The organism is Nocardia sp. CA-135953 (assembly GCF_050955735.1).
GTDB lineage: Bacteria > Actinomycetota > Actinomycetes > Mycobacteriales > Mycobacteriaceae > Nocardia.
In genome coordinates this window covers 1,393,956-1,416,995 of sequence record NZ_CP192082.1, presented here as the reverse complement: position 1 = coordinate 1,416,995, position 23,040 = coordinate 1,393,956, and the positions used below count along the sequence as shown (strand labels likewise).

Sequence of the window (23,040 nt, the reverse complement as noted above, 5' to 3'; positions counted from 1 at the left end):
ACCGGCACTCCGACGAATCGCTTCGCGCTGTCGCGATAACCCGCCCGTCGTTTCCTCCAGGGGTGCTCATGCCCGGCGCCCGACGCTGTACGCGGCGGCGCGATCGCGGACGGTCAATAGATAGGTCTTCGACTGGTTGTAGGTCAGCAGAGCCTGCTGCCAGCCGCGCTCGGAGGTCAGATCGCCACCGCTCGCGCAGAGGTAGCGGGCCGCGGTGAGAGCGGCGTCATCGATATTCTGCGGATCGGCGACACCGTCGCCATTGGCGTCGACACCCCAGCGCTTCCAGGTCTCCGGGATGAATTGCAGTGGGCCCAGCGCCCTGTCGAACTCCGGGTCGCCGTCGAGCTTGCCGCCGTCGGTGTCCTTGACCAGTGCCACACCCGGCGCACCGTCCAGCGGTATGCCGATGATCGGCGGGCGCACCGTGCCATCCGCATCGACCTCCGAACCGCGATGGGTGCCGTGCTTACTCTCCACACTGGCGATCCCCGCGATGGTGGTCCAGGCGATCCCGCAGTCCGGCCGGGACCGGCCCATGATCGCCGCGGCATAGCCGTACGCCTCCAGCGAGACGCTCGGAATGCCGAGTTTGTCGGATTGCTCATCGGCCCAGTCGCGCAACTGCACGGCGGTGCGGCCGGGCGCATCCAGATCGATCAGCGGCAGCGGCGTACCGGGACCGGGCGGGATGCCCTCGGGAATGGGCGGAAGATTGCGTTCGGCACCGCAACCGGCGAGTACAAGGATCACCATTGCGGCGACCAACACGCCGATCAGCTTCGCGAGCATTCCTCCATCATCCGGATCCGAACGACCACCCCCGCGATGCACGCGTCGCGGCAAGCCAAGTGCCATGTAGCCCTCCCCTGCAGACCCCGCATGCCCGGTGGTCACGCGCTCCGTGATCCGAGATTACCGAGCAGATCGCCGATAACGCAGCCGCCGATCCGTCGTCGCAGAACTACCGCGCGTCACGCACAAGTTGTGTGCGGGAAACGCCTGGTGCTGCGGCAGTTTTCGGCAACCGAACGCTGGTGACTGTTGTCGAGGCCGGTCCGGCCGCGCCGCGGGTAGGGCGTTGTGGTCGGTGGCTGGTGGGATGCTGCGGCGGTGGCACGGCATACATCATTCCGGTTCTGCATGGACCCCACGGTCGAGCAGCGAGCGGTGCCGTCACGCCATGCGGGTGCGGCGCGGTTTGTGTTCGATCAATGTCTTCATGCGGTGAAGTCGGCATCGACTGCTCGCCGATCCGATGCGGCGGTGCCGTGGTCGGGATTCGATCTGATCGACTATTTCAACCGGTGGAAGAAATCCGAGCAGGCCGGGCGGGTATTCGTGGTCGACACCACCGCCGACGCGACCCTGGCTATCACCGGATCGGAGTGGCGTGACCAGGTGTGCCAGTAGGTATTCGAAGAGGCTGCCGTGGATTGTGGTCGCGCGTTGGCGGCGTGAGTCGAGGACGTCCGAGGAGGACGATGTTCACCAGCCCTCAACCGGGCTGGGAGACACGCTGTAGCCGAGGAGTTCGCGGGTCGCGGTCTGCGCCGGGCTGGTGAGAACCGTTGTCGCCGCCCCGGATTCGACAATGCGGCCGTGGTCGAGGACGACGAGGTGGGAGCAGTGGCCGGCGACCAGGGTCATGTCGTGGGTGATGATGAGTAGACCGGTGCCGGATTCGGCGCGGATGCGGTCCAGCAAGAGCATGATCGAGACAGTGGTGTTGTGGTCCAGGGCCGAGGTGACCTCGTCACAGATCAGGACGGCGGGTTCGGCCGCGAGCGCTCGGGCGAGTGCCACCCGCTGGCGTTGGCCGCCGGAGAGTTCGTGCGGGTAGCGGATGGCGAGCTCCGGTGCGAGTTCGACCGAGTCGAGTAAGTCGGTTATGCGCTGCGCCAGTGCTCGCTTCGATACCCCGCCGATTCGGCGCAGCGGACGGCCGAGCGTCTGGGCGACGGTACGACGGGGATTGAGCGCGGACCGCGGGTTCTGCGTGACCAGCTGAATACCGTTGCGGCCGTTGCGAGCTCGTCGACGGAGTCCGATCGGGATCGACGCACTTCGAAGTTCGAGCGATCCGGTCGCTTCCCGGTGCAGACCGGCGACAACCCGCGCGAGAGTGGTCTTTCCAGCTCCTGACGCCCCGACGATGGCCAGTGCCGCGCCGCCCGGCAGCACGAAATCGATGCCCGCCAATATTTCGTGCCCGTCTATCGAGGCCCCGATGTCCTGACCGCGCAGGACGGGTTCCGCAACCAACTCGACTGTCCTGGAGCGCACAGCTACCGCACCCTGTCCCTCGCTGGGCCGCGGAGCCGAGTCCCCGGTGTCGGCCCTTCGACCGAGTCACGGCTCCGGAACCACCGCCACGCGCACGACCGATGCGGCACCCCCGTTCGATTGCGGTGAATTCGACATACCCGAACGAGTCGGCACGGGTGTGCGGCCGATTACATCGATAGGCACCGCACCCAACTCGACCACGTCATCCGCGATCGTATGAATGGTCGCGGTGTCGTGCCCGGACAGCAAGATCGCGACAGAGCGCTGAGCGGCGATATCGGCCAGCAGACGGGCGATTTCGGTGCGCAGGGAACCGTGCAGGCCGGCGAGGGGCTCGTCGAGAACCAGAATTCCGGTGTGGCGCACCAGCGCACGCGCAAGGGCCACTCTGCGCTGCTGACCGCCGGAAAGTTCGCCGGGCCTGCGGCGCAGGTGTTCGTCGGACAGACCGACCAACTCCAGCGTTTCGGCCACCGCGGCAGCGGGGTGGCGAACCTCGTCGAGCAGGGAACGCACACGCATCAACGGATTGAGGGCGGAACCGGGATCCTGCCCGACATAGGCGATGCGGTCACGCCGGAACCTTCGCAGTGCAGCAGGATTCAATGCGAATACGTCCTGCCCCGCGACCACGACCGATCCCGCGGATCGTCGGGCTCCCGTTGGCAGATGCCCGAGCAGTGCCCGCATCAACGTGGTCTTGCCCGATCCCGACGGACCGGTCAGGGCGGTGACCTTACCCGCGGCGACGCTGAAGCTAATGGGCTCGAACAACTCCTGACCATTCGATCCGCATACGGTCAGCGCATCGACGACGACAGACGCATTCATCCCCGCTCCTCCAACGCATTGCCTGCGACCGGTGACTCCGCCCCGGTCGGCCCCAGCGACTCGGAACCGCGTGCCCATCGCCGCGGCCGGTGCTGATCGAACGAGGTCACCGCGAGATTCACACTGACCGCGACCACCGCGATCGCCAGGCTCGGCGCCAGCACGGACCAGGGGTTCAGGAGCAGGCCCGAGGAGTTCTCGCGCACCATGACCGCCCAGTTGCTCGCGCCGAGCGTGGTCGGCAGTTGGAGGAACGATGCGGTGCTCACCACATATACGCCCTCTACGAAGCGAAGACCGAGTTGGGCGGCCAAGACCTCGCGCAGATTCGGAATCACCTCACGAAATACCAAGTGCGGCAGAGTTTCACCGCTCGCTTGGGCGGCCTCGACATAGCCGCTGGCAGCGACTCCCGCCGCAGCGGCCGCGAAAACTCTTGCACAGTACGGAGTGCCGAAGAGCAGAGCCACCACGACCAATCCGTAGACGCCCGCATCCGGCCAGGCCGTCAGCACCAGCAAGATTCCGAGAACCGCGGGAAGCAGAATCGCGAAATCGGCAACGCCCTCGATCAACGCACCGACCCGAGGACGCAGTGCCGCGACCGCGCCGAGCAGGCACGACAACCCGGTCACCGCGACCGCGATCACACCCGCCAGCAACAGCAGGCCCCAACCACCGTAGAGCAACTGCGCCAGCACATCCCGCCCGAGTCGGTCCGTGCCCAATAAGGTGTCCGCACCCGGCCGCCCGAACGGTATCCCGACAGCCTCCTCGGCGGGCCGAGTCGCCAGGCTCGGCCCGAGCGCAGCAGTGATAACCACCAGCAGTGCGGGCAATGCGGTGAGGAATCTCCGCACCCGCGACCTCCCGATCCGAGCCACCGGAATCCGCTGCGCGCCGGTCATATCCGCCCTCGCAATGCCCAGGCCCGAATCCCGTCTGCCATGGCCAGCATCGCCATGATGACGATCCCGGTCAGCGCGACCACCGCGGCGATCAGCGAGGTGTCGCGATCGGCGACCGACCCAGCGAGCACCGCACCGAGTCCTGGGTAGTTGAAGATGGTCTCCACCACCAGCGCACCACCGAGCAGCATGCCGACCGTGGTCGCGAAACTCGCCACAATCGTCGGCAGTGCGAAAGGCAGCACATGCCTGGTCAGCACGGTGGCGGTCGAAAGCCCGTCCAGCACCGCGGTTTCCACATGCGGCGAGCACGCGGAGTCGAGCAGGGCCGCGCGCACCACCCGGGTGTTCCAGCCGGTCTGCGGTATCGCCAGTGCGAGCACCGGCAGCACAAGCATGTCCGGACTGGCCGGAAATCCGGAACGCCCAGTGATCGTGACGGCAGGCAACCAACCGGCGCCCAAGGAGAACACCAGGATCAACACGGTCGCGATGACGAACTCCGGAATCGCGGCCGCCGCTGTGGTAGTCGGCTGCAGGAACCGGGTGGCCGCGCCCCGCCGCGTCGCCCACCAGCCGCCGAGCAGCAGCGACGCGACCACGGTCACCAGGAAGGCGAGTCCGCCGAGCAGCAGTGTCGGCGGGAACTTGTCGGCCAGCAGCTCATTGATCGATCGCCCGCGCGCGGTGCGACCGAAATCACCGGTCGCCACACCGGATATCCACTCGACGAACCGCACCGGCAGCGGCCGGTCCAGGCCGAGTTCGTGTTCCTTCGCCGCGATCTGCTCTGCGGTGGCGTCGCGGCCGAGCACCGCGCGGGCGGAATTGCCCGGCAGCAGATCGACGGCCGCGAACACCGTCGCCAGCAGCGCGACCAGCAGCAGGACACGCCGGATGAGGAGTCGGGCGAAGGACATCACTCCGCGAGCCAGGCCCGCTCCAACTGCACCCTGGCGAAGCCGCCCAGGGTCGGCACATCGCGCACCCGGGAAGTCGCGATATCGATGCCGTCGGCGATGCCCCACACCAGATAACCGCCGCGGGCGTATTGGATCCGCTGCACGTCACGGCAGGCGGCCGAGTATTCCGAGTCATTGGGCGCGGCAGATGCTTTCGCGGTTGCCGCATCGAATTCGACATCCTTGAAGGCGGTTTCGTTGCGATTGGATGTCGAGGACATCAGCTTGGTCGCGAAGAACAGTGTGGAGTCATTGGTGCCCCAGGAGACCGTGTAAAACGGCGCCTTCAACCAGGTCTGGTCGTAGAAAGTGTTCGACTCCTGCATCACGACATCGAGGCGCAGCCCGATATCGGCCAGCTGGGTGGCGATCACCTTCGCCGATTCGACCTCGCCAGGGGCTTCGGCCTTGGTGTGGAACTGGTAGTTGCGCCCGGTATCGAATCCGGCATCGCGCAGCAGCGTCTTGGCCCGGTCCACATCGCGGCTGCGCTGCGCAATGGTGTTGTCGTACAACGGATCACCGGTACCGAGGATGTCATTCGCGACGGTGCCGTACCCCGAATGCACCTGATTCACCAGCGCCTTGCGATCTACGCCCAACCGGATCGCCTCGCGCACCCGAGCATCGGCGAAGGGGCCGTCGGAGGTCCGCATCGCGACCCCGACCATGGTGTCGTTCGACCGCCGCACCACTCGCAGATCACCACGGCCCTCGGCGGTGCGTCCCGCGATCGCACCGACATTCGAGGCCAGATCGATCTGCCCGCCGAGCACCGCATTGCCCAGTGCCGTCACGCTGTCGAACATGGTGACCTCGATGGCATCCAGCAGTGGCGCCGGGCCGTACCACCGGTCGTTGCGCACCAGCCGGGCATTGCCACCCTGATAGGACTCCAACCGGAACGGCCCGGTGCCGATGGCCTTGGTGAAATCGGTGGTGTCCTTCTTGACGGTGAAGGTCATCAACCGAACCAGTAGCGGCAGTTGCGAATTCGGTTCGGGCAGCGCGATGACCACCCGGTTCGGACCGTCCGCGGTGATGTCCTCGACAGCGGCAGGCATTTTCGACGCGCCGCCGACTGTTCGCAGTCGACGCAGCGACCACACCACATCATCGGAGGTGACCGGGGTTCCGTCGTGGAAGGTCGCGCCGTCGGCGATGGTGAAACTCCAGCGGCGCCGCAACGGGTCCGCTTCCCACCGACTGGAAAGGCGCGCAGCGACATTCGGGTTCGCACCCGGCACCGTGAGCGCGTCGTACACCAGCGAGGTGACGAGGAAGTCGCTGTCATTGCTGAGATTCGCATGCGGATCGCGTTCGATTCGCGCCGCGCTGCCGAGCGCACCGACTCGCAGGGTGCCACCGCGCCGCGCGGGGCCGTCCGAATTGCCGCCGTCCGAACATGCGGCGACCAACAGCACCGCGCCGACGCCGAGTCCCGATCGCAGGAGTTGTCGTCGATTCCATTCCATGGTGCTGCCTCCTCGAACCTCAACGAGTTACCCGCGCGCGACCCGCAAACCCTGGCGAATCCAGCTAGGACAGGCTAGCCTAATAGAGTTCCGGCCGTTGAGTTTTGCCGCCCCACAGCTACCAGTCACCACCCCGAAGACAATGCCGCAAATTTGCTACATCTAGCTGCGGCAGGCTTCGACCTCAGACATACGCGTTCGCCATTTTACGACTCGCTTAGGTAAGGCTTGCTTAACGCGGTCGGAGCCACTAGCTTCGCAGATCGAATCGTCATACCCCCGCTTTTCGACCCGATGCGAAGAAGGGATCACTGGTGAAAGGCGTTCTCTCCGAACGTAAGACGCTTCACCCGCTAGATATCGAACGGCGCGAGCTGCCGACCAGCGCCGGACATGCGGTGCGCACTCTCGCTCGCGAGATATGCACAACAGTCGACTCCTGGCCCGATAGCACCGCCGACCTCGCGCGCACGCTGACCGATCCGGCATTGCTCGAGCAAATCGATGCGCGTGTCGGCGAGTTGCCCGATGCGGTACGTGTCGCCGTGCGACCGCCCGCCACCGCGGCCGGTGCCACCATCGTCGGCAAACTGCCGTTGAGCGATGCCGAATGCGGCCCGACCCCGCCGAGCTGGGTCGAAGCGGCCCGCTGGAGTGGCGAAACAGACTGCCGCGCAATCTCATTCGAACTCGATATCGCAATGCTGCTGCTCGCCCGCAGCGCGGGTGAACCGTTCGGCTGGCAGGGCCAGCAGGGCGGGCGGCTGGTCAACAACATCGTGCCCTCGCCCGGTCACGAACACGAACAGTCGGGCGCGAGTAGCAGAACCCTGCTCAGCCCGCACACCGAGGACGCCTTCCACCCGGACCGGGCAAACCTGTTGATGCTGGCGTGTCTGCGCAATCCGGACGGCGTCGGCACCACCGTCTCCTCGGTGCGCCGGACCGAGCTGTCCGATGACGAGCGCCGACTACTCGGCACGCCGACCCTGCCGATCCTGCCCGACGTCTCCTACGGCACCGGTCACGAGCGCTACTCAGCACTCCCGTTGCCGACACTGTGGAGCGCCGAATCAGTCGACGACACAGCGAATTCGACGCTTCGCTACGATCCGGCATATACCCCGCTCGATGATGCCGATACCGAATTCCGGCTGGCCTACGCGCGCCTCACCGCGGAGCTCGAACGCGTCTGCATCACCACCGCGCTGACCCCCGGCGAGCTATTGCTGGTGGACAATGACGTGGCCGTGCACGGCCGAGTACCGTTCAGCGCGCGCTACGACGGCACCGACCGCTGGCTCAAGCGCGTCAATGTCCGCCTGCCCGAACGCCGACGGCGGGCCGCCGAGGCCGACGAAAATGGTTATGGGCAACGGATCGTCGCCCCGTTCCGAGCGGCGGGCAACCCGCTCGCGATCGACGGTGTACCGGCCCGGATTACCACCCGGACCGCAGTAAGGCTGGATACGACACAACATGATCGAGGAACCGTTGAGCACTCGTGACCGGAGCACACCACTGCGTGTGCTGAGCCGCAGCGATCTCGCCGATGTGCCCATCACGCCCGCCGATGTGGTGCGCGCCGTCGAGGAAGCGTATCTCGCCTTCGCCGCGGGTGATTCGGATAATCCGCGCAAACTCAGCGTCGCGAATCCGGACGGCTGGTCGGTGGCCTACGCCATGCTCGGGCGCGACGGCCGGCGCCGGGTGGTCGCGATGAAGACCTCCTACAAATTCGATCCCGGCCACGACCGCAGCACCAAGCGCTACTACACGACCATCACGCTCTACGACGACAGCACCGGTGCGCCGATCGCCATGATGGACTGCGCCAGGGTCGGCGCACTGCGCACCCCGGCGGTGTCCGCCCTGCTGGTGCGCGAGACCGCACGCCGCGGCGCGGAGAGCGTGCTGCTGATCGGCACCGGCACCCAGGGACGAAATGCCCTGCCGCACTTGCTCGCCGCCAATCCGCAGCTGCGCAAGCTGATGCTCTACGGCACCCATCCGGAGGGTCTGGCGGCGGTGCGCGATTACCTCGCCGAATACAACCCGCACGCGTTGCTGGAGACCGTCGAGGATCCCCGCGCGGCCGCCGGTACCGCCGATGTGGTGCTGGCGACGGCCGGACCCGGCACCGAGGTCGGGATCGAATCCGAGGATCTCGCACCGGGATCCACCGTGGTTCTCGTCGGCTACGGTTTGGCGCCGTCCACGCTGGTCGACGCCGATCGCGTAATCGCCACCAGCGCCGAGCAAATGGCGCTGACCGGCACCGATATGGCCGGTCCCGACGGCAGGTTGCGCACCGTCGACGCCGAACTGCCACAGATCCTGAGCCGTCGCGCGATCGCCCGGCGCTCGGACGACGAGCGGATCTTCGTCTACAACAGCGGGTTGGTGCTGACCGATATCGCCGTCGCCCACGCACTCGCCGAACGAGCCATTGCCGAGGGCCGCGGCATGGAGGTGCCCCTGTGGGACTAGACATCGGCGCCGTCGAGTTCGACAAGAAAGTGCGCACCCCCGGCACCGCCGAACCCGACAGCACGCTGCTGTTCGGCGACGGCTCGACCCGCGACAAGGTCGAACTCGGCGATGATCGGTCGGGTACCGAGACTGCCCCCGATCCCGCCGTACTGGCGGCAGTGCGGGGCCTGCTGAGCATTTGCGCACCCGCCCTGCCCGCACACACCGACGACTGGGAGCGCAGGCTGCTCGCCGATCCGAACCTGCTCGGCGATATCGCCTTTGCGATCGGTGGGCCTTTCCATGTGATGTATCCGTCACGAGTCGCGCTGAATATCAACGGATTTCAGCAGGTATTCGAGCAAGCCGGTGTGGACGGGGTCGTCTACTTCGGCAAAAAGGCCAACAAGGCGGCCTGTGTTGCTCGTGCTTGCGCCGAATATGGCGCGGGCATTGATGTTTCCAGTGTGGGTGAGCTGAATGCCGCGCTGTCACAGGGTGTTCGCGGTGACGAGCTGATGGTCACCGGCCCCGCCAAATCCGACGATCTGCTGTGGCTTGCCGTGCGGCACCGCGCATTGATCGCCGTGGACAGTCTCGACGAGCTCGACAGGTTGGCCGCATTCACTATCCCCACCACCGCGGCCCGCGTACTACTTCGCGTGCTGCCCAATGGATCCGCGAGCCGATTCGGCATGACCGCAGCGGAATTGGACCGCGCGATTTCGGTGATCGGCGCGTCCGGCACCGTCGGCGACGAATCGATTCGCCTGCGGGGCTTCAGCTTCCACCTGTCCGGCTACGATGCCGTCGCACGCGCCGAACAGGCCGGCGAATTGATCACCCGCTGCCTTGATGCGCGCACACTGGGCCACCCGGCCTGCACCATCTCCATCGGCGGTGGATTCGGTGTCGATTATGTGCCCGCGAGCGCCTGGTCGGAGTTTACCGATCACGCGAACGGTCTGTGGTTCCACGCGGCGAAGTCGTTCGATTCGTACTATCCGTACCACTTCCCGGCGCCCGGCCCGGCCATGCTCACCGCCGTCCTCGAGCACAACGCACTCGCGCAACGGTTGCGCGACAACGATATCCGGCTCGCCGTCGAACCCGGCCGGGCACTGCTCGACCGCGCCGGATCCAGCGTCTTCCGGGTGCAGGGCAGCAAGACCCGCCACGTCGAAGGTCACCCCTACCAACTGCTCACCGTGGACGGCACCAGCCTGAGCCTGTCCGAGCAGTGGTTCGACAGTGAATACCTTCCCGATCCGATACTGTGGCCGCCGCGCCCCGGCGAGCTCACCCCGACCTGCGTCGGCGCGGCCAGCTGTCTGGAGTCCGACATGCTCAGCTGGCGGCGCGTCCCGTTACCGAGACGAGCCGAGGTCGGCGATCTGCTGATCTATCCGAATACCGCTGGTTACCAAATGGATTCGAATGAATCGGCCTTTCACGAACTGCCGATTCCGCCGAAGGTGGTGCTGCACGACACCGGCGATCGACTCCGCTGGACGCTCGATGCCGGATGACCCGGCACCCCCATTCGACCAATACCCTTACGGCCCCGAACGAGGAGACCTCCATGCCGCTCGTCACGCGCGTGACGGATCTGATCGGTCGCACCCCGCTATTCGAACTGGCGACCACCACGACCGGCACCCGGGTGCTGCTCAAACTCGAGCAGTTCAATCCGACGGGTGCGGCCAAGATCAGGATGGCGCGCGCGATGATCGACGATGCCGAGCGTCGAGGTTTGCTGGGCGGTGGCGGGCATATTATCGAGTCGACATCCGGGAATACCGGGCTCGGCCTCGCGGTAGTAGCCGCCGAACGTGGGTATCGCTTCACCGCAGTGGTCGATCACCACGCATGTAAGGACAAGCTGCGCGCGATGCGAGCAATGGGCGCGGAATTGGTGTTCGTCGCCGATGACGGTGACGACAACCTGGCCACCTCGGCGCGGGAAGACCTGGCCGAGGCGATGGCGGCCGGACAGTCCGACGCATACTTCACCGAACAGCACAACAACGACGCGAACGCGGTCGGCTACTACGCCGTGGCCGAAGAATTGCTGGAAGACGTGGAGCGCGTCGATATCCTGCTCTCCGCGGTGGGCACCGGCGGTTCGCTGTTCGGCACCGCGACCCGACTGCGCCAACTCGGCTGCACACCACGGGTGATCGGCGTGGAGCCGGTCGGATCCATCGCCTTCGGCGGACCGGGCGGGCCGTACTGGCAGTCCGGTACCGGCACCCCTCCCGGCGCCACCATCGGCACCGCCGTGGACTATTCGCTGCTCGACGAGGGCATCAAGGTTTCCGATGTCGCGGCCTTCGCCACCGCTCGCGCGGTCGCGGCCAAGCTGGGCCTGATGATCGGCGGCTCTGCGGGCGGCTCGGTACACGCCGCGCTCACCCGTCTCGAGGAGTTCCCGCCCGGCTCGACCGTGGTCACCATCGTCTGCGACGGCGGCGAGAAGTATCTCGACACGGTCTTCGACGACGAGTGGATGCGCGAACGCGACCTTCTCGACGCCGCCACCGAACGCGATGTGCACGCCATGCTCGACCGCTACACTCCCGCCCGCCACGCCCAACTTGTCGAGGCGCGATGAAGCACACGCGCGCTTTCGATCACCGTTGCGCGACACCCACCACGTCTGAAATGATCACTTTGTTAGGGTTACCTAACCAAAATGAGGCTCAGCGGAGAGTTGGGACGAGGCGCATGGCGATCGATTTCGGGATTCCACCGGTGGAGGTGCGATGCTGAATCTGTCCACCTTCCGTGCCGATGGACGACAGCTCACCGCGCTGGCGGCACCGATCGCACTCACTCAACTCGCACAGATCGCGGTATCGACTACCAATATCGCACTGATGGGCACGCTCGGTGTGCGCGAGGTCGCCGCAGGCGGGCTGGCGATGGTGCTGTTCAACCAGATTCGCACGATGTGCGTCGGTCTGATCACCGGGACGGGGAATCAGATCGCGTCCTCGACGAGTGCGGCGGATAAGCGTGGTGAATCCGCGGACGAGGAGGTCCGCGATATCGTCCGCTCGAGTTTCCTGATCGCCACCTTCGCCGGAATCCTCGGCGGCGCCGTGCTGATCGGACTCGGCTGGGCGCTGCAATGGCTCGGCCAGGACGCGGGCGTACTCGCCGACGCGCGACCGCTCATGCTCGCACTCGCGCCAGGACTGCTGCCCTGCCTGTGGTTCCAAGTACTGCGGCAGTACACCGTCGGTATGCAGCGTCCGCAGGCCCTGCTGCTGGTCACCCTCGGCTCGGTGGCGCTGAACCTGGTACTGGCCCTTACCTTTATGCACGGCTGGGTCGGACTGCCCGCACTGGGATTGACCGGCATCGGCGTCGCGACCTCTCTGGTCTTCCTGATCACCTTCGGCGTCTTCTTCGCGATGGTGCGCGCCGATGCGACACTCGGCGCCACCCTGCCGCTGCGTCCGTGGCCGGTGCACCTGCCGACAATCTGGGCCGAGATCGAACTCGGCACGCCGATCGCGCTCACCTACGGTTCGGAAGCGGGCATGTTCTCCGTGCTCGCCCTGGTGATGGGCAGTATCGGACCGGCCGCGCTGGCCGCGCACAATGTGGTCTACCAGATCATCTACATCGTCTTCCAGGTCGCGATCGGCCTGTCGCACGGCGCGTCCATCTTGGTCAGCCATGCCGTCGCGCGTGACGAATACAGCCATGCCCGTGCGCTGGCCTGGTTGGCGCTACAGCATGCGGGCATCGTCGCCGCGGTGACCGGCGTGGTCTATATCGCCGCGCCGAAACTCGTGCTGAGCCCCTTCCTCGAACCCGGCGACACCGCGACGATCGAACTGGCCCGCTCACTGCTGCTCATCGGCATCGTCCTCCAATTCTTCGATGCCGCACAGAACATCGGCACCGGCCTGCTGCGCGGTCTGCAGGAAACCAAGGCGGGCTTCCGTCTGTCCCTGGTCGGCTACTGGCTCGTCGGTCTGCCAACGGCCCTGCTGCTGGCCTTCCCGGTCGGCCTCGGCGCCGCGGGCGTCTGGTGGGGTCTGACCGCTGGTCTGGCCGGCACGGCCGCCCTCATGCTGCGCCGCTACTTCGCTCTGCTCGACACCGCCGCTTCCACCCACCCACACCCTCTCCCGCAATCCCCGCCCATCCCTTCCCGACCTCGTGAAATCCGGACCTAACGGGCGGCGGAAAATGTTGTGCAGCAACCTGATAGCGTGCGGGGAATGCGGCAGAGCCTGGCATTGAGTTGTGAGCGGATCTCCGCTGAACTGCTCGACCACTTCGACGGGGTCGGGATGGTGCGCGGCGAGTACGTGTTCCGCGCGGCCGGGAAATATCCGACACCCGAATCGGTTTCGAGCTATCTCGTGCCGTATCTGCGACATATTGCGAAGCGGGCGAGCGGAACGACGATCTGGTATCGCACCATGGAAGCCGATACCGCCGAATGCAATATCCTCGACGGCGTCGAAGAGATCATCGACGAGCCGCATAAACTGCTCGGCCTGCGCGGTATTCGCCGAGCGCGTCGTTTTCCCGACGCATTCGTCGCCGAACTCGAGGGCATTGCACAGGTGCGCGACGAGGGCGCGGACATCGGCGTGCTTTTCCCCTTCGTCACCTATGTCGACGAATTGCAGTGGGCCATCGAGCAAGCCAGGGCCGTGATCGGCGACTGCCCGGTCGCCACCATGATCGAGATCCCGTCGCTGCTGCTCGAGGTCGACCGGGTCGTGACCACCGGGGTGTCCCGGGTGGTGATCGGCTGCAACGATCTGTCCTCGCTGCTGCTCGGCCAGGCGCGCGCCAGCCTACGCCCCGTTCGCCCGGTTCCGCCGCTGCTGCGCGCGATCGAGCGCGTCACCATGGTGGCCGCCGCCGCGGGCGTGCGGACCGCGGTCGCGGGTTATCTGCATCCGGACCTGCTCGCGGCCTGCGCGAACCTCGGCGTCGACGAATGCGTGCTGCACTACTCCGATCTGCCCGACGTGCTGGGTGAGCAGTTCGCCGACCTGCCGGATCTCGATGTGCTGCAAGCGATCAAGCGCAAGACGCGTGCCGCGATCGCGGTATACGAGGCGGAGCGGGCGGCCGGGTCCGATCCCGACCACCCGCACGCCCATCAGACGTTGACGCCGTAATCGCGGGCGATACCCGCGAGCCCGGAGGCATAGCCCTGACCGATGGCACGGAACTTCCATTCGTTGCCGTACCGGTACAACTCCCCGAACACCATGGCGGTTTCGGTGGACGCATCCTCGGTGAGGTCATACCGGGCCAACTCGGCGCCGGTGTTCGCGTCGACCACGCGGATGTAGGCGTTGCGGATCTGGCCGAACGACTGTCCGCGCGCATCGGCATCGTGAATGGAGACCGGGAAGAAGATATTGGTGATCGTCGGCGGCGTCGCCGCCAGATCGACATTGATCACCTCGTCATCGCCTTCGCCCTCACCGGTGAGATTGTCACCGGTATGTTCGATCGTGCCCTCGGGCGAGCGCAGATTGTTGTAGAACACGAAGTGCTGATCGGACAGCACGCGCTGATTCGGCCCGGTGGCGAGCGCACTCGCATCGAGGTCGTAATCGGCCCCGGTGGTCGTTCGCACATCCCAACCGAGCCCCACCGCAACCTTGGTGAGGTTGGCGGCCTGCTTCGACAGCGAGACATTTCCGCCTTTGGCCAATGTGACGCTCATGATCCCCTTCCGTTCGACGCGTTCGCGCCGTCTTTCATCACGATTATTACTCTGTACCGGACGCCTTGTGCCGGTTCAGTTCTCGATGCCGATCATTTCGAGCGACCCGCAACCAGTCGCTAGCGGCTCCATGCGCGCAGTGTCTGCACGCGCCCTTCGAGCGCATGCAATTCGCTCGCGTCCAGGACGGTGCGCTCGATTCCGTGCGCCACCGCGAAGGCCGACTGCCGGTGGTCATCGATGACTTCGACATCGATCTGGACCGCGACATAGTCTGTCGCACCGGGCATTTCCTCGGCGATAACCCGCGCCTGCCCGCGCGCGCACAGCGCGACATTGCCACCGCCGAGAATCAACAGTGCGACATCGGGCCGTTCGCGCAAGCGCGCCAGCGAACCGCGATCGAATTTCAGGCTGAGCAGAATCCGCCGATCATCCGCGCGCACCGGCCAGGACACCGGAATCGCATGCGGCGCCGGGTCGGTGGTGACCAGCACCGCGATCGTCTCCTCGGGCCATTCCGGGAGTACGTCCAGTTCGGGATGATCGGCCGTAGAGTGGTCTTGACGTTGCACGGGGCTCGCTCCGGCTGCCATGTTCGTCACCTCTTGATCGCTGCAACGCGGCGGGCTGTGCCACGTTGCCTGCAGTCTAAGGTGCTGTGGCCCTTATTCGCTGGCGCTGCGACCTTTGTCCGAAGTGCTCACAGGCACCTCTCAGGACACCGACACGACGTCGCCGGGTGATGGACAGCGCCCCGGCGCAGTGGCGGGCCATCTCCTCGCGCGGGATTATGCGGTAAGGCTACCCTAATTTCAATGAGACAACTAAGCCAGCCCTCTGTCCGGGACACCCCTCGGGCGTCTGGATTGACGGGTCGGCACAGTCGATGCATCATTGCTGACAGACCCTGTTCAGCAGGGCTTCTCCATTCGCCGGCCGATGTCTGTCCGGCCCGCGTGCTGCTCTCGGTATCGCTCGGCCGCCGCGCCCTGCCGCACCGACAGCACTACCCAAGAAGACGCACTGGCGTCCAGCCGTGAGTGAGGTGAGAACGACATGGTGTACCGATCGTCTGAGACCCGGCTGATCACTTCGTTCCTGCACTACGGCATCGTCCCGAATTTCTGAATTCGGCCGCGCCGGGCACGGCAACCGCAGGCGACGTCCATCGACGTCGTCCGCGGCGATGCCCGGGTTGTAGCGCGGCACCACGGGACATTTCGGCACACATACGGACGTGGGAAGCAGGCACATGGTTGATATGGGGGCAAGGAATTCCGGCGCGGTCGATATGGTGGCGTGGCCGACGGCGGGCAATCTCGTCGTCTCGCCCGCGATGCTGGACGACCTGGGCTATCTGCGCGGCGAGTTGGCCGCCGCGGAGGTGCCGTTCCTGCTGATTCGTGATGGCGGACATCGGCTGGCACTGGCCGCGGATGCCGCGCACCGGACGATGGTGGGTCGGGTGACGGCCACCGCGATCGCCGCGGGATTCGCGTGTGCCGAGGTGCAGCACAATGTCTTCCGGCTCGGTCGCGATGCCGATCCGGCGCATTACGTGGATCTGGAGCTGTGGGAGTACCACTGCGACACCGTCGCATGCCCGCGGCCGAATGTGTTCACCCGCAATGTCTTCGACCTCGCCGATGTCGAGCACACGGAAGTTCGCCTGTTCGATCGCAATTGGCCGACATTGACGGATATGTTCGCGCCACAGCCGACCGATGTCGGCTTCGATATCGATCTGGTGTTCTCCTGGGTCGATGGCACTGATCCCGAATTCCGTGCCCGCCGTGCGGGAATGCTGGCCCAGGTCGTGGTCGGCGAGGGTGACGACGCGGATGCTCGGATCCGTCAGATCGACGAACTGAAGTACGCACTGCGCTCGGTGTACAAGAACGCGCCGTGGATTCGGCGGATCTTCGTCGCGACCGATTCCACGGTGCCGGAATGGCTCGACGAACATCCGCGGGTAACGGTGGTGCGCGCGGTCGACCACTTCAGCGATACCAGCGAACTGCCCACCTTCAATTCCCATGCGGTGGAATGCCAACTGCAGCATATCGACGGGCTCAGTGAGCATTTCCTGTACTCGAACGACGATATGTTCTTCGCCCGGCCGGTGCGTCCGTCGATGTTCTTCAGCCCGGCCGGGGTGAGCCGGTTCATCGAGGCAGGCACCCGGATCGGGCCGGGCCGAAACAACGAGCGGCGCAGTGGTTTCGAGAATGCGGCACGGAAAAACCGGGAATTGCTGGCCGGGCGGTTCGGACATGTCATCACCCGGCACCTGGAACACACCCCGGTTCCGTTGCGGCGCAGCGTATTACTCGAGATGGAGCGGGAGTTCGCGACCGACTTCGCGCGGACCAGGGCGAGCAGATTCCGTGCGGCCACCGATATTTCGGTGACGAATTCGCTGTACCACTACTACGCCATGCTCACCGGGCGCGCGGTGCCGCAGGAGATGGCGCGGACGCGCTACGTCGACACCACGAGTCGACGCGGGCTCGCACTGCTCGACGCACTGGCGGCAAACCGTGATGTCGACTTCTTCTGCCTCAACGACGGCAGTTTTCCGGAGGTCCCGGAGGCCGATCGGGTGCGGGCGGTGTCGGAATTCCTGTCCACCTATTTCCCAGCCCCCGCGCCGTGGGAGCGGGTCAGTGCACGGCCTCGTCGTCTTCCGGAGTCTGCGCCCGGCGCCGCATGACCCGCGGGATGCGCGCGGCGGGCGGGATCACGATGCCCTCCTCGGCCAGCTTGCGCGCCGCTTCTTCCGGAGTGGACGGGGAGCCGACGGTCGGGCCGCGATCGATCGGGACCACCGAGTGAACAATGGTGTCCGGGTAGATGTGCACGTAGTTGAAGGCCTGCGCGCCGTCGCGGCCGCGCAGGCCGCCCTCGGCGACGGCCAGATCCTGGCTGTAGCAGGTCGCCGAGGCGACCGAGACCGGGATGCCCGCGAAGGTGGCACTGGTCGAAAAGTGCAGGTGCCCAGCAAGAATCGCGCGCACGTCGGTGCCGTCGAGCACATCGGCCAGCCTGCGCTGATCACGCAGTTCGACAGTGACCGCCAAATCGAGCACGCACGGCACCGGCGGGTGGTGCATCGCCAGAATCGTCCCGAACGGTGCGGGTTCGGCGAGTACCGATCGCAGCCAGGCCAGCTGTTCGTCGCGGATTTCGCCGTAGTGGTGGCCGGGGACGCTGGTGTCCAGGGCGATGATGCGCAGGCCGTCGATCATGTGCACCCGATCCAGCGGCTTGGTCGACGGGCGCTCGCCGAGCAGGGTCCGGCGCAGCTCACCGCGATCGTCGTGATTGCCGGTGACCCACACGACCGGCGCGCGCAATCGGCGCGCGAACGGCTCCACGATGGCGCGGAGCTTCTCGTATGCATCCGGCTCGCCCCGATCGGTGAGGTCACCGGTGAAGACGATCGCCGTCGGGCGGATGCGGCTGGCCGCGGCCTGGTCGAGCAACTGTCGAAGACGCAGATCCGCGTCCACATCGCCGTACAAGTCGCCGTCGCCGGCGATCAAATGGGTATCGCTGAAATGGAACAGCACATGATTCGGTCGCGGGTGCTCCGCGACTCTGCTGGTGGGCACCGGACCGAACGTCCTCCCCGGCGGATTCGCCCGCCATTGGCTTCGGGTTCCATCGCCAGGATAGCGAAGACCTACTGACAGACTGCCTGCCCCACGGTGACGAACTGCTTGCGGGAAGGTGAGAGTTCGGTGTCATCGGGGGCCTGCCGCAAGCCGAGCCATCACGCGTAATTCATCGCCACCGCGTTGATCGCCCCGACGCCCGGCTACCGCGACCAGTACTTGCGCCAATCGGCGGCCGACAACGGGAAACGTTCGCCGCGGGCGTCCTCGGCGGCGTCCTCGGTGGCGCGGATTTCCGATGCGAAGGACAAGGTGGCCTTGCGTAGGCGTTCTTCGGCGCTGTCTTCACCGCCCAGGTGGACGGTGCGGAGATCGTCGGGGACCAGGTCTTCGGGCAGGCCTGCTTTGAGGCCGCGAAAGCGGATCTTCTCGGCCAAGGCCAAGGCGGGTTGGGCCATGGCTATGCCGTCGAGGCAGGAGCGGCGAGATTTTTCGGCGGACTTGCGTTCCTCCCAGGCTTTTTCCTGGGCGGCGATCTTTTCCGCGACGGTGGCCGACGGGTCGATCGGTTCGTCGACGAGGTGCGGGCTGCGGTTGACAAGTTTGGCGACCAGTGCGGCGGCGACATCGTCGACGGTGAATTCGCCTGCGGCCTGGGCGATTCGAGAGTGGAACAGGACCTGCAGCAGCAGGTCGCCGAGTTCTTCCTTGATGGTTTCGGCGTCGTTGTGCTGGATGGCGTCGAGTAGTTCGTAGGTTTCCTCGAGCAGGTAGGGGCGCAGCGAGTCGTGGGTTTGCGTCACCTCCCAGCCGCCGAAGTTCCACAGCCGGTCCATCACCTCGACGGCGTCGCCTAACCCCGCCGCCACCAGGGCGGCATCGGTTCGGCCGGATTCGGCCGCCGCCCGCTCGGGATCATCGGCGATCGCTTCCGGCACTGCGTGCTCATGGGCACCATTGGCCCGTCCCGCCTCCGCCGCCGCATGCCGGGCGGCCCGCAGAACGGCTTCATCGCGGTCCGAACTCATCGAGCCGCCGTGGCTTCGGTGGCGACCCGCAGCTCTACGAAGCCCTTCGGCTTGCCATCCAACTGCAGCAACAGGTCGGCGACGAATTGCAACAGGACGACATCGCGCACCCGGTCGGCACCGACACTGTCCTGCACCCGGGGCAGCGGCAACTGCACCACCCCACTCGCCGCGCGATAGCCCGCGCTCGGGTACAGGCGCTTCAATCGCATCTGCTTGGAATCGGGCAGGCTCATCGGCGAAACCTTCAACGTGGTTCCGGTGACGGCGATTTCGGTGACATCGTATTCGCGAGCCAGCAGACGCAGTTTCGCCACCGACACCAACCTGCCGACCTCGACGGGCAGCGGCCCGTACCGGTCGACGAGCTCCTCGACAACCGACTCCAACCCCGGATCATCTTGCGCCGCCGCGAGTTTGCGGTAGGCCTCCAACCGGAGCCGATCGCTGGTGATGTAGTCGGGCGGAATGTGCGCGTCCACCGGGAGGTCGATGCGGACCTCCTTGACCTCCTCGGTCGTGATCGGCTTTCCGTCAGCGGCGGCCCGATAAGCCTCCACCGCCTCACCGACCAGCCGCACATACAGATCGAAGCCGACACCGGCCACATGCCCGGACTGCTCGGCGCCCAGCACATTTCCGGCGCCACGGATTTCGAGGTCCTTCATGGCCACTGCCATACCCGCGCCGAGATCCGAGTTCTGTGAAATGGTGGCGAGCCGGTCGTAGGCCGTCTCGGTGAGCGGCTTCTCCGGCGGGTAGAGAAAGTAGGCGTATCCGCGTTCACGACTGCGGCCGACGCGCCCACGCAACTGGTGCAGCTGCGAAAGACCGAGGGCGTCCGCGCGTTCCACGATCAACGTATTCGCATTGGAAATATCGAGCCCGGTCTCGATGATGGTGGTACAGACCAGCACATCGAATTCACGCTCCCAGAATCCCTGCACGGTCTGTTCGAGCATGTCCTCGTTCATCTGACCGTGCGCGACCACCACCCGCGCCTCGGGCACCAGATCCCGAATCCGCTTGGCGGCCTTGTCGATAGATGAAACCCGGTTGTGCACATAGAAGACCTGGCCGTCGCGCAGCAACTCACGCCGAATGGCCGCGGTGACCTGCTTGTCGTTGTACCCACCGACATAGGTGAGCACCGGATGCCGCTCCTCGGGCGGGGTGAGGATGGTCGACATCTCGCGAATGCCCGCCAGGCTCATCTCCAGGGTGCGCGGAATCGGCGTCGCGGACATGGTCAACACGTCGACGTGCGTGCGCAGCGCCTTGATGTGCTCCTTGTGCTCGACACCGAAACGCTGTTCCTCGTCCACGACGACCAGGCCGAGATCCTTCCACCGCACACCAGTCTGCAACAGCCGGTGCGTACCGACCACGATATCGACGGCGCCGTCCGCCATCCCCTCGAGCACTGCGCGGGATTCGGCCGGATCAGTGAAGCGGGACAGGCCCTTCACGGTCACCGGGAATCCACCGACACGATCGGTGAAGGTCTGCAGATGCTGTTGCGCCAGCAGGGTTGTCGGCACCAGCACGACGACCTGCTTGCCGTCCTGCACCGCCTTGAAAGCGGCGCGCACGGCGATCTCGGTCTTGCCGTAGCCGACATCACCACAGACCACGCGGTCCATCGGGACCGCCTTCTCCATATCTGCCTTCACCTCGGCGATGGCGGTCATCTGGTCGACGGTCTCGGTGAACGCGAACGCGTCCTCCATCTCCTTCTGCCACGGACTGTCCGGTCCGAACGCATGTCCGGGCGCGGCCTGGCGCGCCGCGTACAACTGCACGAGCTCACCGGCGATCTCGCGAACCGCCTTGCGCGCCTTGCGTTTCGTATTCGCCCAGTCGGATCCGCCGAGCTTGGACAGACTCGGCATCTCACCGCCGACATAGCGCGAAAGCTGATCCAGCGATTCCATCGGCACGAACAGCCGATCACCGGGCTGACCGCGCTTACCGGGCGCATATTCGATAACCAGGTATTCCCGTCGCGCCCCGCCGACGGTGCGTTCGATCATCTCGATGAACCGGCCGATGCCGTGCTGATCGTGCACCACCATATCGCCGGCGTTCAGCGCCAGCGGGTCGACTTGATTGCGGCGCTTGGCCGGTAGCCGCTTCCCCTCCGCCGGTGCGGTGACCCGGTTGCCGGTGAGGTCGGATTCGGCGACGACAACCAGACCGGCGTCATCGAAGACCAACCCGTCGTGCAGCGAACCGCATAGCACACCGACCAGTCCGGGCGTCGGCTCGGCACCGGCTGTCACAGCGGCCGCGGGCACATCGGCATCCGAGAGGCGTTCCAGAATGCGTTGCGCCGTACCGTGACCCGCCACGACCACGACCGCGCGTCCACCGGTCAGCACGTGCGCGCGCAGCGAGGCGAAGATCGTCGCGACCAATTCGTCGGATCCGCGCGCCGCAGGCCCGGCCAGCACCGGCAGCACGACCTCGGCGGGATCACCGGAGGTCAGCGGGCTCAGACTCCACCACGGCAGACCGTGTGCGTTTGCGCTGGCATGGATTTCGGGCAGCGCGCGGTAACCGGAGGCGGCCAGATCGAGTCCGTGCCCACCCAACGGCGCGGCACCGCCGAACGAGGCGGCGGTCCACGATGCCTCCAGGAACTCCTCACCGGTGCGCACCAGATCGGCTGCGCGCGTGCGGATCTTCTCCGGATCGCACAGCAGCAGCTGGGTGCCCTCCGGCAAAACCTCGGTGAGCAGCCGCAACTCGCCGGGCTGCAGCACCGGCAGCAGCGCCTCCATGCCCTCGACCGGAATACCTTCGGAAAGCTTCTCCAACATCTCGACCAGCGCCGCATCGGCGGCATTCGCCACCGCGACCTCGGCGGCGCGCGCGCGTACAGCCTGGGTGAGCAACAGTTCCCGACACGGCGGCGCGACGACCACATCCACCGTCAAATCGGTCAGTGAGCGCTGGTCGGCGACCGCGAAGGGCCGCAGCTCGGTCACCTCGTCGCCCCAGAACTCCACGCGCACCGGATGATCGGCGGTGGGCGGGAACAAATCGAGGATGCCGCCGCGCACGGCGAACTCACCGCGCTTGCCGACCATATCGACGCGGGTGTAGGCGAATTCGATCAGGCGCAGGAGCAATTCGTCGAAATCGAACTCCGCGCCGACACGCAGCACGATCGGTTCGATATCACCGAGGCTCGCGGCCATCGGCTGCATCAGGGAGCGAACGGTCGTCACCACGACCCGCAGCGCTTCCGGAAACACCGGATCCTCCGGATGCGCCAGCCGCCGCAGCACCTCCAGCCTGCGCCCCACCGTGTCGGCCCCCGGCGACAGCCGCTCATGCGGCAGCGTCTCCCAGGACGGGAACTGCGCGATCGCCGCGCCGAGGATCTCCTCCAGCTCGACCGTCAGATCGTCGGCTTCGCGCCCGGTCGCCGTCACCACCACCAGCGGCCGCTGGGCCGCGATCGTCGCCGCGACGAACGGCCGCACCGCCGAGGGCCCGACCAACTCGACCGGCGACTTCCCGACCAGGTCAGCGACGGTCCGCAAGGCCGAATCGGCCCCGGCCACCGCGGCCAGTCCGGCAAGAGGTGGACGGTGGGTGGACATCGAACACTCCTGAGCTCAGGCGAGGTTTTAGGACGGCCAACCGAGTCTAGGCTCCCCCGACTCCCCGAGTCTTTGCCGGGATGAGTTTCCTATGTGCTCACGAAATCGGTCGACACGTCACAACCTACCAA

19 protein-coding genes are annotated in these 23,040 nt (G+C 66.0%); 8 read left to right on the top strand and 11 right to left on the bottom strand.

Annotated elements, in window-relative coordinates:
• Positions 1 to 66: 66 nt before the first annotated feature.
• The gene (locus ACQPXH_RS06455) at positions 67 to 792 is read right to left on the bottom strand and encodes a lytic transglycosylase domain-containing protein (RefSeq protein ID WP_433601394.1); all 726 of its coding nucleotides are present in this window, start codon (positions 790 to 792) and stop codon (positions 67 to 69) included.
• 291 nt (positions 793 to 1,083) lie between these two features.
• Here ACQPXH_RS06455 and ACQPXH_RS06450 point away from each other — a divergent pair, with 291 nt between their 5' ends.
• Entirely contained in the window at positions 1,084 to 1,413 is a 330-nt protein-coding gene (locus ACQPXH_RS06450; protein WP_433601393.1) for a helix-turn-helix domain-containing protein, read from the top strand.
• A 75-nt stretch (positions 1,414 to 1,488) separates the two neighbouring features.
• On the opposite strand, the gene ACQPXH_RS06445 is transcribed toward ACQPXH_RS06450, so the two are convergent.
• From ACQPXH_RS06445 to ACQPXH_RS06425, 5 genes are all read right to left on the bottom strand, one after another.
• Entirely contained in the window at positions 1,489 to 2,286 is a 798-nt protein-coding gene (locus tag ACQPXH_RS06445) for an ATP-binding cassette domain-containing protein (protein WP_433601392.1), read from the bottom strand.
• Positions 2,287 to 2,352: 66 nt separating this feature from the next.
• Complete coding sequence (locus ACQPXH_RS06440; RefSeq protein WP_433601391.1) at positions 2,353 to 3,120, bottom strand: ATP-binding cassette domain-containing protein; 768 nt, start codon at positions 3,118 to 3,120, stop codon at positions 2,353 to 2,355.
• Entirely contained in the window at positions 3,117 to 4,028 is a 912-nt protein-coding gene (locus tag ACQPXH_RS06435) for an ABC transporter permease (RefSeq protein ID WP_433601390.1), read from the bottom strand. Before ACQPXH_RS06435 ends, ACQPXH_RS06440 begins: the two co-directional genes overlap by 4 nt.
• Positions 4,025 to 4,948, bottom strand: a complete 924-nt coding sequence (locus ACQPXH_RS06430; protein WP_433603333.1) for an ABC transporter permease — start codon at positions 4,946 to 4,948, stop codon at positions 4,025 to 4,027. Before ACQPXH_RS06430 ends, ACQPXH_RS06435 begins: the two co-directional genes overlap by 4 nt.
• Positions 4,948 to 6,465, bottom strand: coding sequence for an ABC transporter substrate-binding protein (locus tag ACQPXH_RS06425; protein ID WP_433601389.1), 1,518 nt, complete (start codon positions 6,463 to 6,465; stop codon positions 4,948 to 4,950). Before ACQPXH_RS06425 ends, ACQPXH_RS06430 begins: the two co-directional genes overlap by 1 nt.
• Before the next feature lie 314 nt (positions 6,466 to 6,779).
• On the opposite strand from ACQPXH_RS06425, the gene ACQPXH_RS06420 reads away from it, so the two are divergent.
• From ACQPXH_RS06420 to ACQPXH_RS06395, 6 genes are all read left to right on the top strand, one after another.
• Complete coding sequence (locus ACQPXH_RS06420) at positions 6,780 to 7,973, top strand: TauD/TfdA family dioxygenase (RefSeq protein ID WP_433601388.1); 1,194 nt, start codon at positions 6,780 to 6,782, stop codon at positions 7,971 to 7,973.
• Entirely contained in the window at positions 7,945 to 8,955 is a 1,011-nt protein-coding gene (locus ACQPXH_RS06415) for an ornithine cyclodeaminase family protein (protein ID WP_433601387.1), read from the top strand. The genes ACQPXH_RS06420 and ACQPXH_RS06415 overlap by 29 nt, the downstream gene beginning before the upstream one ends.
• 152 nt (positions 8,956 to 9,107) lie before the next feature.
• Positions 9,108 to 10,466, top strand: a complete 1,359-nt coding sequence (locus tag ACQPXH_RS06410; RefSeq protein ID WP_433603331.1) for an alanine racemase — start codon at positions 9,108 to 9,110, stop codon at positions 10,464 to 10,466.
• Positions 10,467 to 10,519: 53 nt separating this feature from the next.
• The gene (locus ACQPXH_RS06405; RefSeq protein ID WP_433601386.1) at positions 10,520 to 11,551 is read left to right on the top strand and encodes a PLP-dependent cysteine synthase family protein; all 1,032 of its coding nucleotides are present in this window, start codon (positions 10,520 to 10,522) and stop codon (positions 11,549 to 11,551) included.
• 151 nt (positions 11,552 to 11,702) lie between these two features.
• Positions 11,703 to 13,130, top strand: coding sequence for an MATE family efflux transporter (locus ACQPXH_RS06400; RefSeq protein WP_433601385.1), 1,428 nt, complete (start codon positions 11,703 to 11,705; stop codon positions 13,128 to 13,130).
• A 45-nt stretch (positions 13,131 to 13,175) separates the two neighbouring features.
• Positions 13,176 to 14,093 (top strand): putative PEP-binding protein, encoded by a 918-nt coding sequence (locus ACQPXH_RS06395; protein ID WP_433601384.1) that lies wholly within the window; start codon positions 13,176 to 13,178, stop codon positions 14,091 to 14,093.
• Here the strand turns inward: ACQPXH_RS06395 and ACQPXH_RS06390 are convergent.
• Both ACQPXH_RS06390 and ACQPXH_RS06385 read right to left on the bottom strand, forming a co-directional pair.
• On the bottom strand, positions 14,075 to 14,650 hold the full coding sequence (locus tag ACQPXH_RS06390; protein WP_063036655.1) for a TerD family protein: 576 nt from the start codon (positions 14,648 to 14,650) through the stop codon (positions 14,075 to 14,077). The genes ACQPXH_RS06395 and ACQPXH_RS06390 overlap by 19 nt on opposite strands.
• Before the next feature lie 119 nt (positions 14,651 to 14,769).
• Entirely contained in the window at positions 14,770 to 15,246 is a 477-nt protein-coding gene (locus ACQPXH_RS06385) for a pyridoxamine 5'-phosphate oxidase family protein (protein ID WP_433601383.1), read from the bottom strand.
• 668 nt (positions 15,247 to 15,914) lie between these two features.
• Here ACQPXH_RS06385 and ACQPXH_RS06380 point away from each other — a divergent pair.
• Positions 15,915 to 17,366 carry a stealth family protein gene (locus ACQPXH_RS06380; RefSeq protein WP_433603330.1) on the top strand — a complete coding sequence of 484 codons (1,452 nt, stop codon included), beginning with the start codon at positions 15,915 to 15,917 and terminating at the stop codon, positions 17,364 to 17,366.
• Here the strand turns inward: ACQPXH_RS06380 and ACQPXH_RS06375 are convergent.
• The 3 genes from ACQPXH_RS06375 to mfd form a co-directional block, all read right to left on the bottom strand.
• Positions 17,317 to 18,267, bottom strand: a complete 951-nt coding sequence (locus ACQPXH_RS06375) for a phosphodiesterase (protein WP_433601382.1) — start codon at positions 18,265 to 18,267, stop codon at positions 17,317 to 17,319. The genes ACQPXH_RS06380 and ACQPXH_RS06375 overlap by 50 nt on opposite strands.
• A gap of 206 nt (positions 18,268 to 18,473) precedes the next feature.
• Complete coding sequence (locus tag ACQPXH_RS06370; RefSeq protein WP_433603329.1) at positions 18,474 to 19,106, bottom strand: MazG family protein; 633 nt, start codon at positions 19,104 to 19,106, stop codon at positions 18,474 to 18,476.
• Positions 19,107 to 19,294: 188 nt separating this feature from the next.
• Positions 19,295 to 22,909 carry a transcription-repair coupling factor gene (gene mfd, locus ACQPXH_RS06365; protein WP_433601381.1) on the bottom strand — a complete coding sequence of 1,205 codons (3,615 nt, stop codon included), beginning with the start codon at positions 22,907 to 22,909 and terminating at the stop codon, positions 19,295 to 19,297.
• Positions 22,910 to 23,040: the final 131 nt, after the last annotated feature.

Coding starts and splice junctions, on each gene's coding strand:
- ACQPXH_RS06455 (WP_433601394.1), bottom strand. CDS start 792: ATGCTCGCGAAGCTGATCGGCGTGTTGGTCGCCGCAATGGTGATCCTT.
- ACQPXH_RS06440 (WP_433601391.1), bottom strand. CDS start 3,120: ATGAATGCGTCTGTCGTCGTCGATGCGCTGACCGTATGCGGATCGAAT.
- ACQPXH_RS06435 (WP_433601390.1), bottom strand. CDS start 4,028: ATGACCGGCGCGCAGCGGATTCCGGTGGCTCGGATCGGGAGGTCGCGG.
- ACQPXH_RS06430 (WP_433603333.1), bottom strand. CDS start 4,948: ATGTCCTTCGCCCGACTCCTCATCCGGCGTGTCCTGCTGCTGGTCGCG.
- ACQPXH_RS06425 (WP_433601389.1), bottom strand. CDS start 6,465: ATGGAATGGAATCGACGACAACTCCTGCGATCGGGACTCGGCGTCGGC.
- ACQPXH_RS06415 (WP_433601387.1), top strand. CDS start 7,945: ATGATCGAGGAACCGTTGAGCACTCGTGACCGGAGCACACCACTGCGT.
- ACQPXH_RS06405 (WP_433601386.1), top strand. CDS start 10,520: ATGCCGCTCGTCACGCGCGTGACGGATCTGATCGGTCGCACCCCGCTA.
- ACQPXH_RS06400 (WP_433601385.1), top strand. CDS start 11,703: ATGCTGAATCTGTCCACCTTCCGTGCCGATGGACGACAGCTCACCGCG.
- ACQPXH_RS06395 (WP_433601384.1), top strand. CDS start 13,176: ATGCGGCAGAGCCTGGCATTGAGTTGTGAGCGGATCTCCGCTGAACTG.
- ACQPXH_RS06390 (WP_063036655.1), bottom strand. CDS start 14,650: ATGAGCGTCACATTGGCCAAAGGCGGAAATGTCTCGCTGTCGAAGCAG.
- ACQPXH_RS06385 (WP_433601383.1), bottom strand. CDS start 15,246: ATGGCAGCCGGAGCGAGCCCCGTGCAACGTCAAGACCACTCTACGGCC.
- ACQPXH_RS06380 (WP_433603330.1), top strand. CDS start 15,915: ATGGGGGCAAGGAATTCCGGCGCGGTCGATATGGTGGCGTGGCCGACG.
- ACQPXH_RS06370 (WP_433603329.1), bottom strand. CDS start 19,106: ATGGACCGGCTGTGGAACTTCGGCGGCTGGGAGGTGACGCAAACCCAC.
- mfd (WP_433601381.1), bottom strand. CDS start 22,909: ATGTCCACCCACCGTCCACCTCTTGCCGGACTGGCCGCGGTGGCCGGG.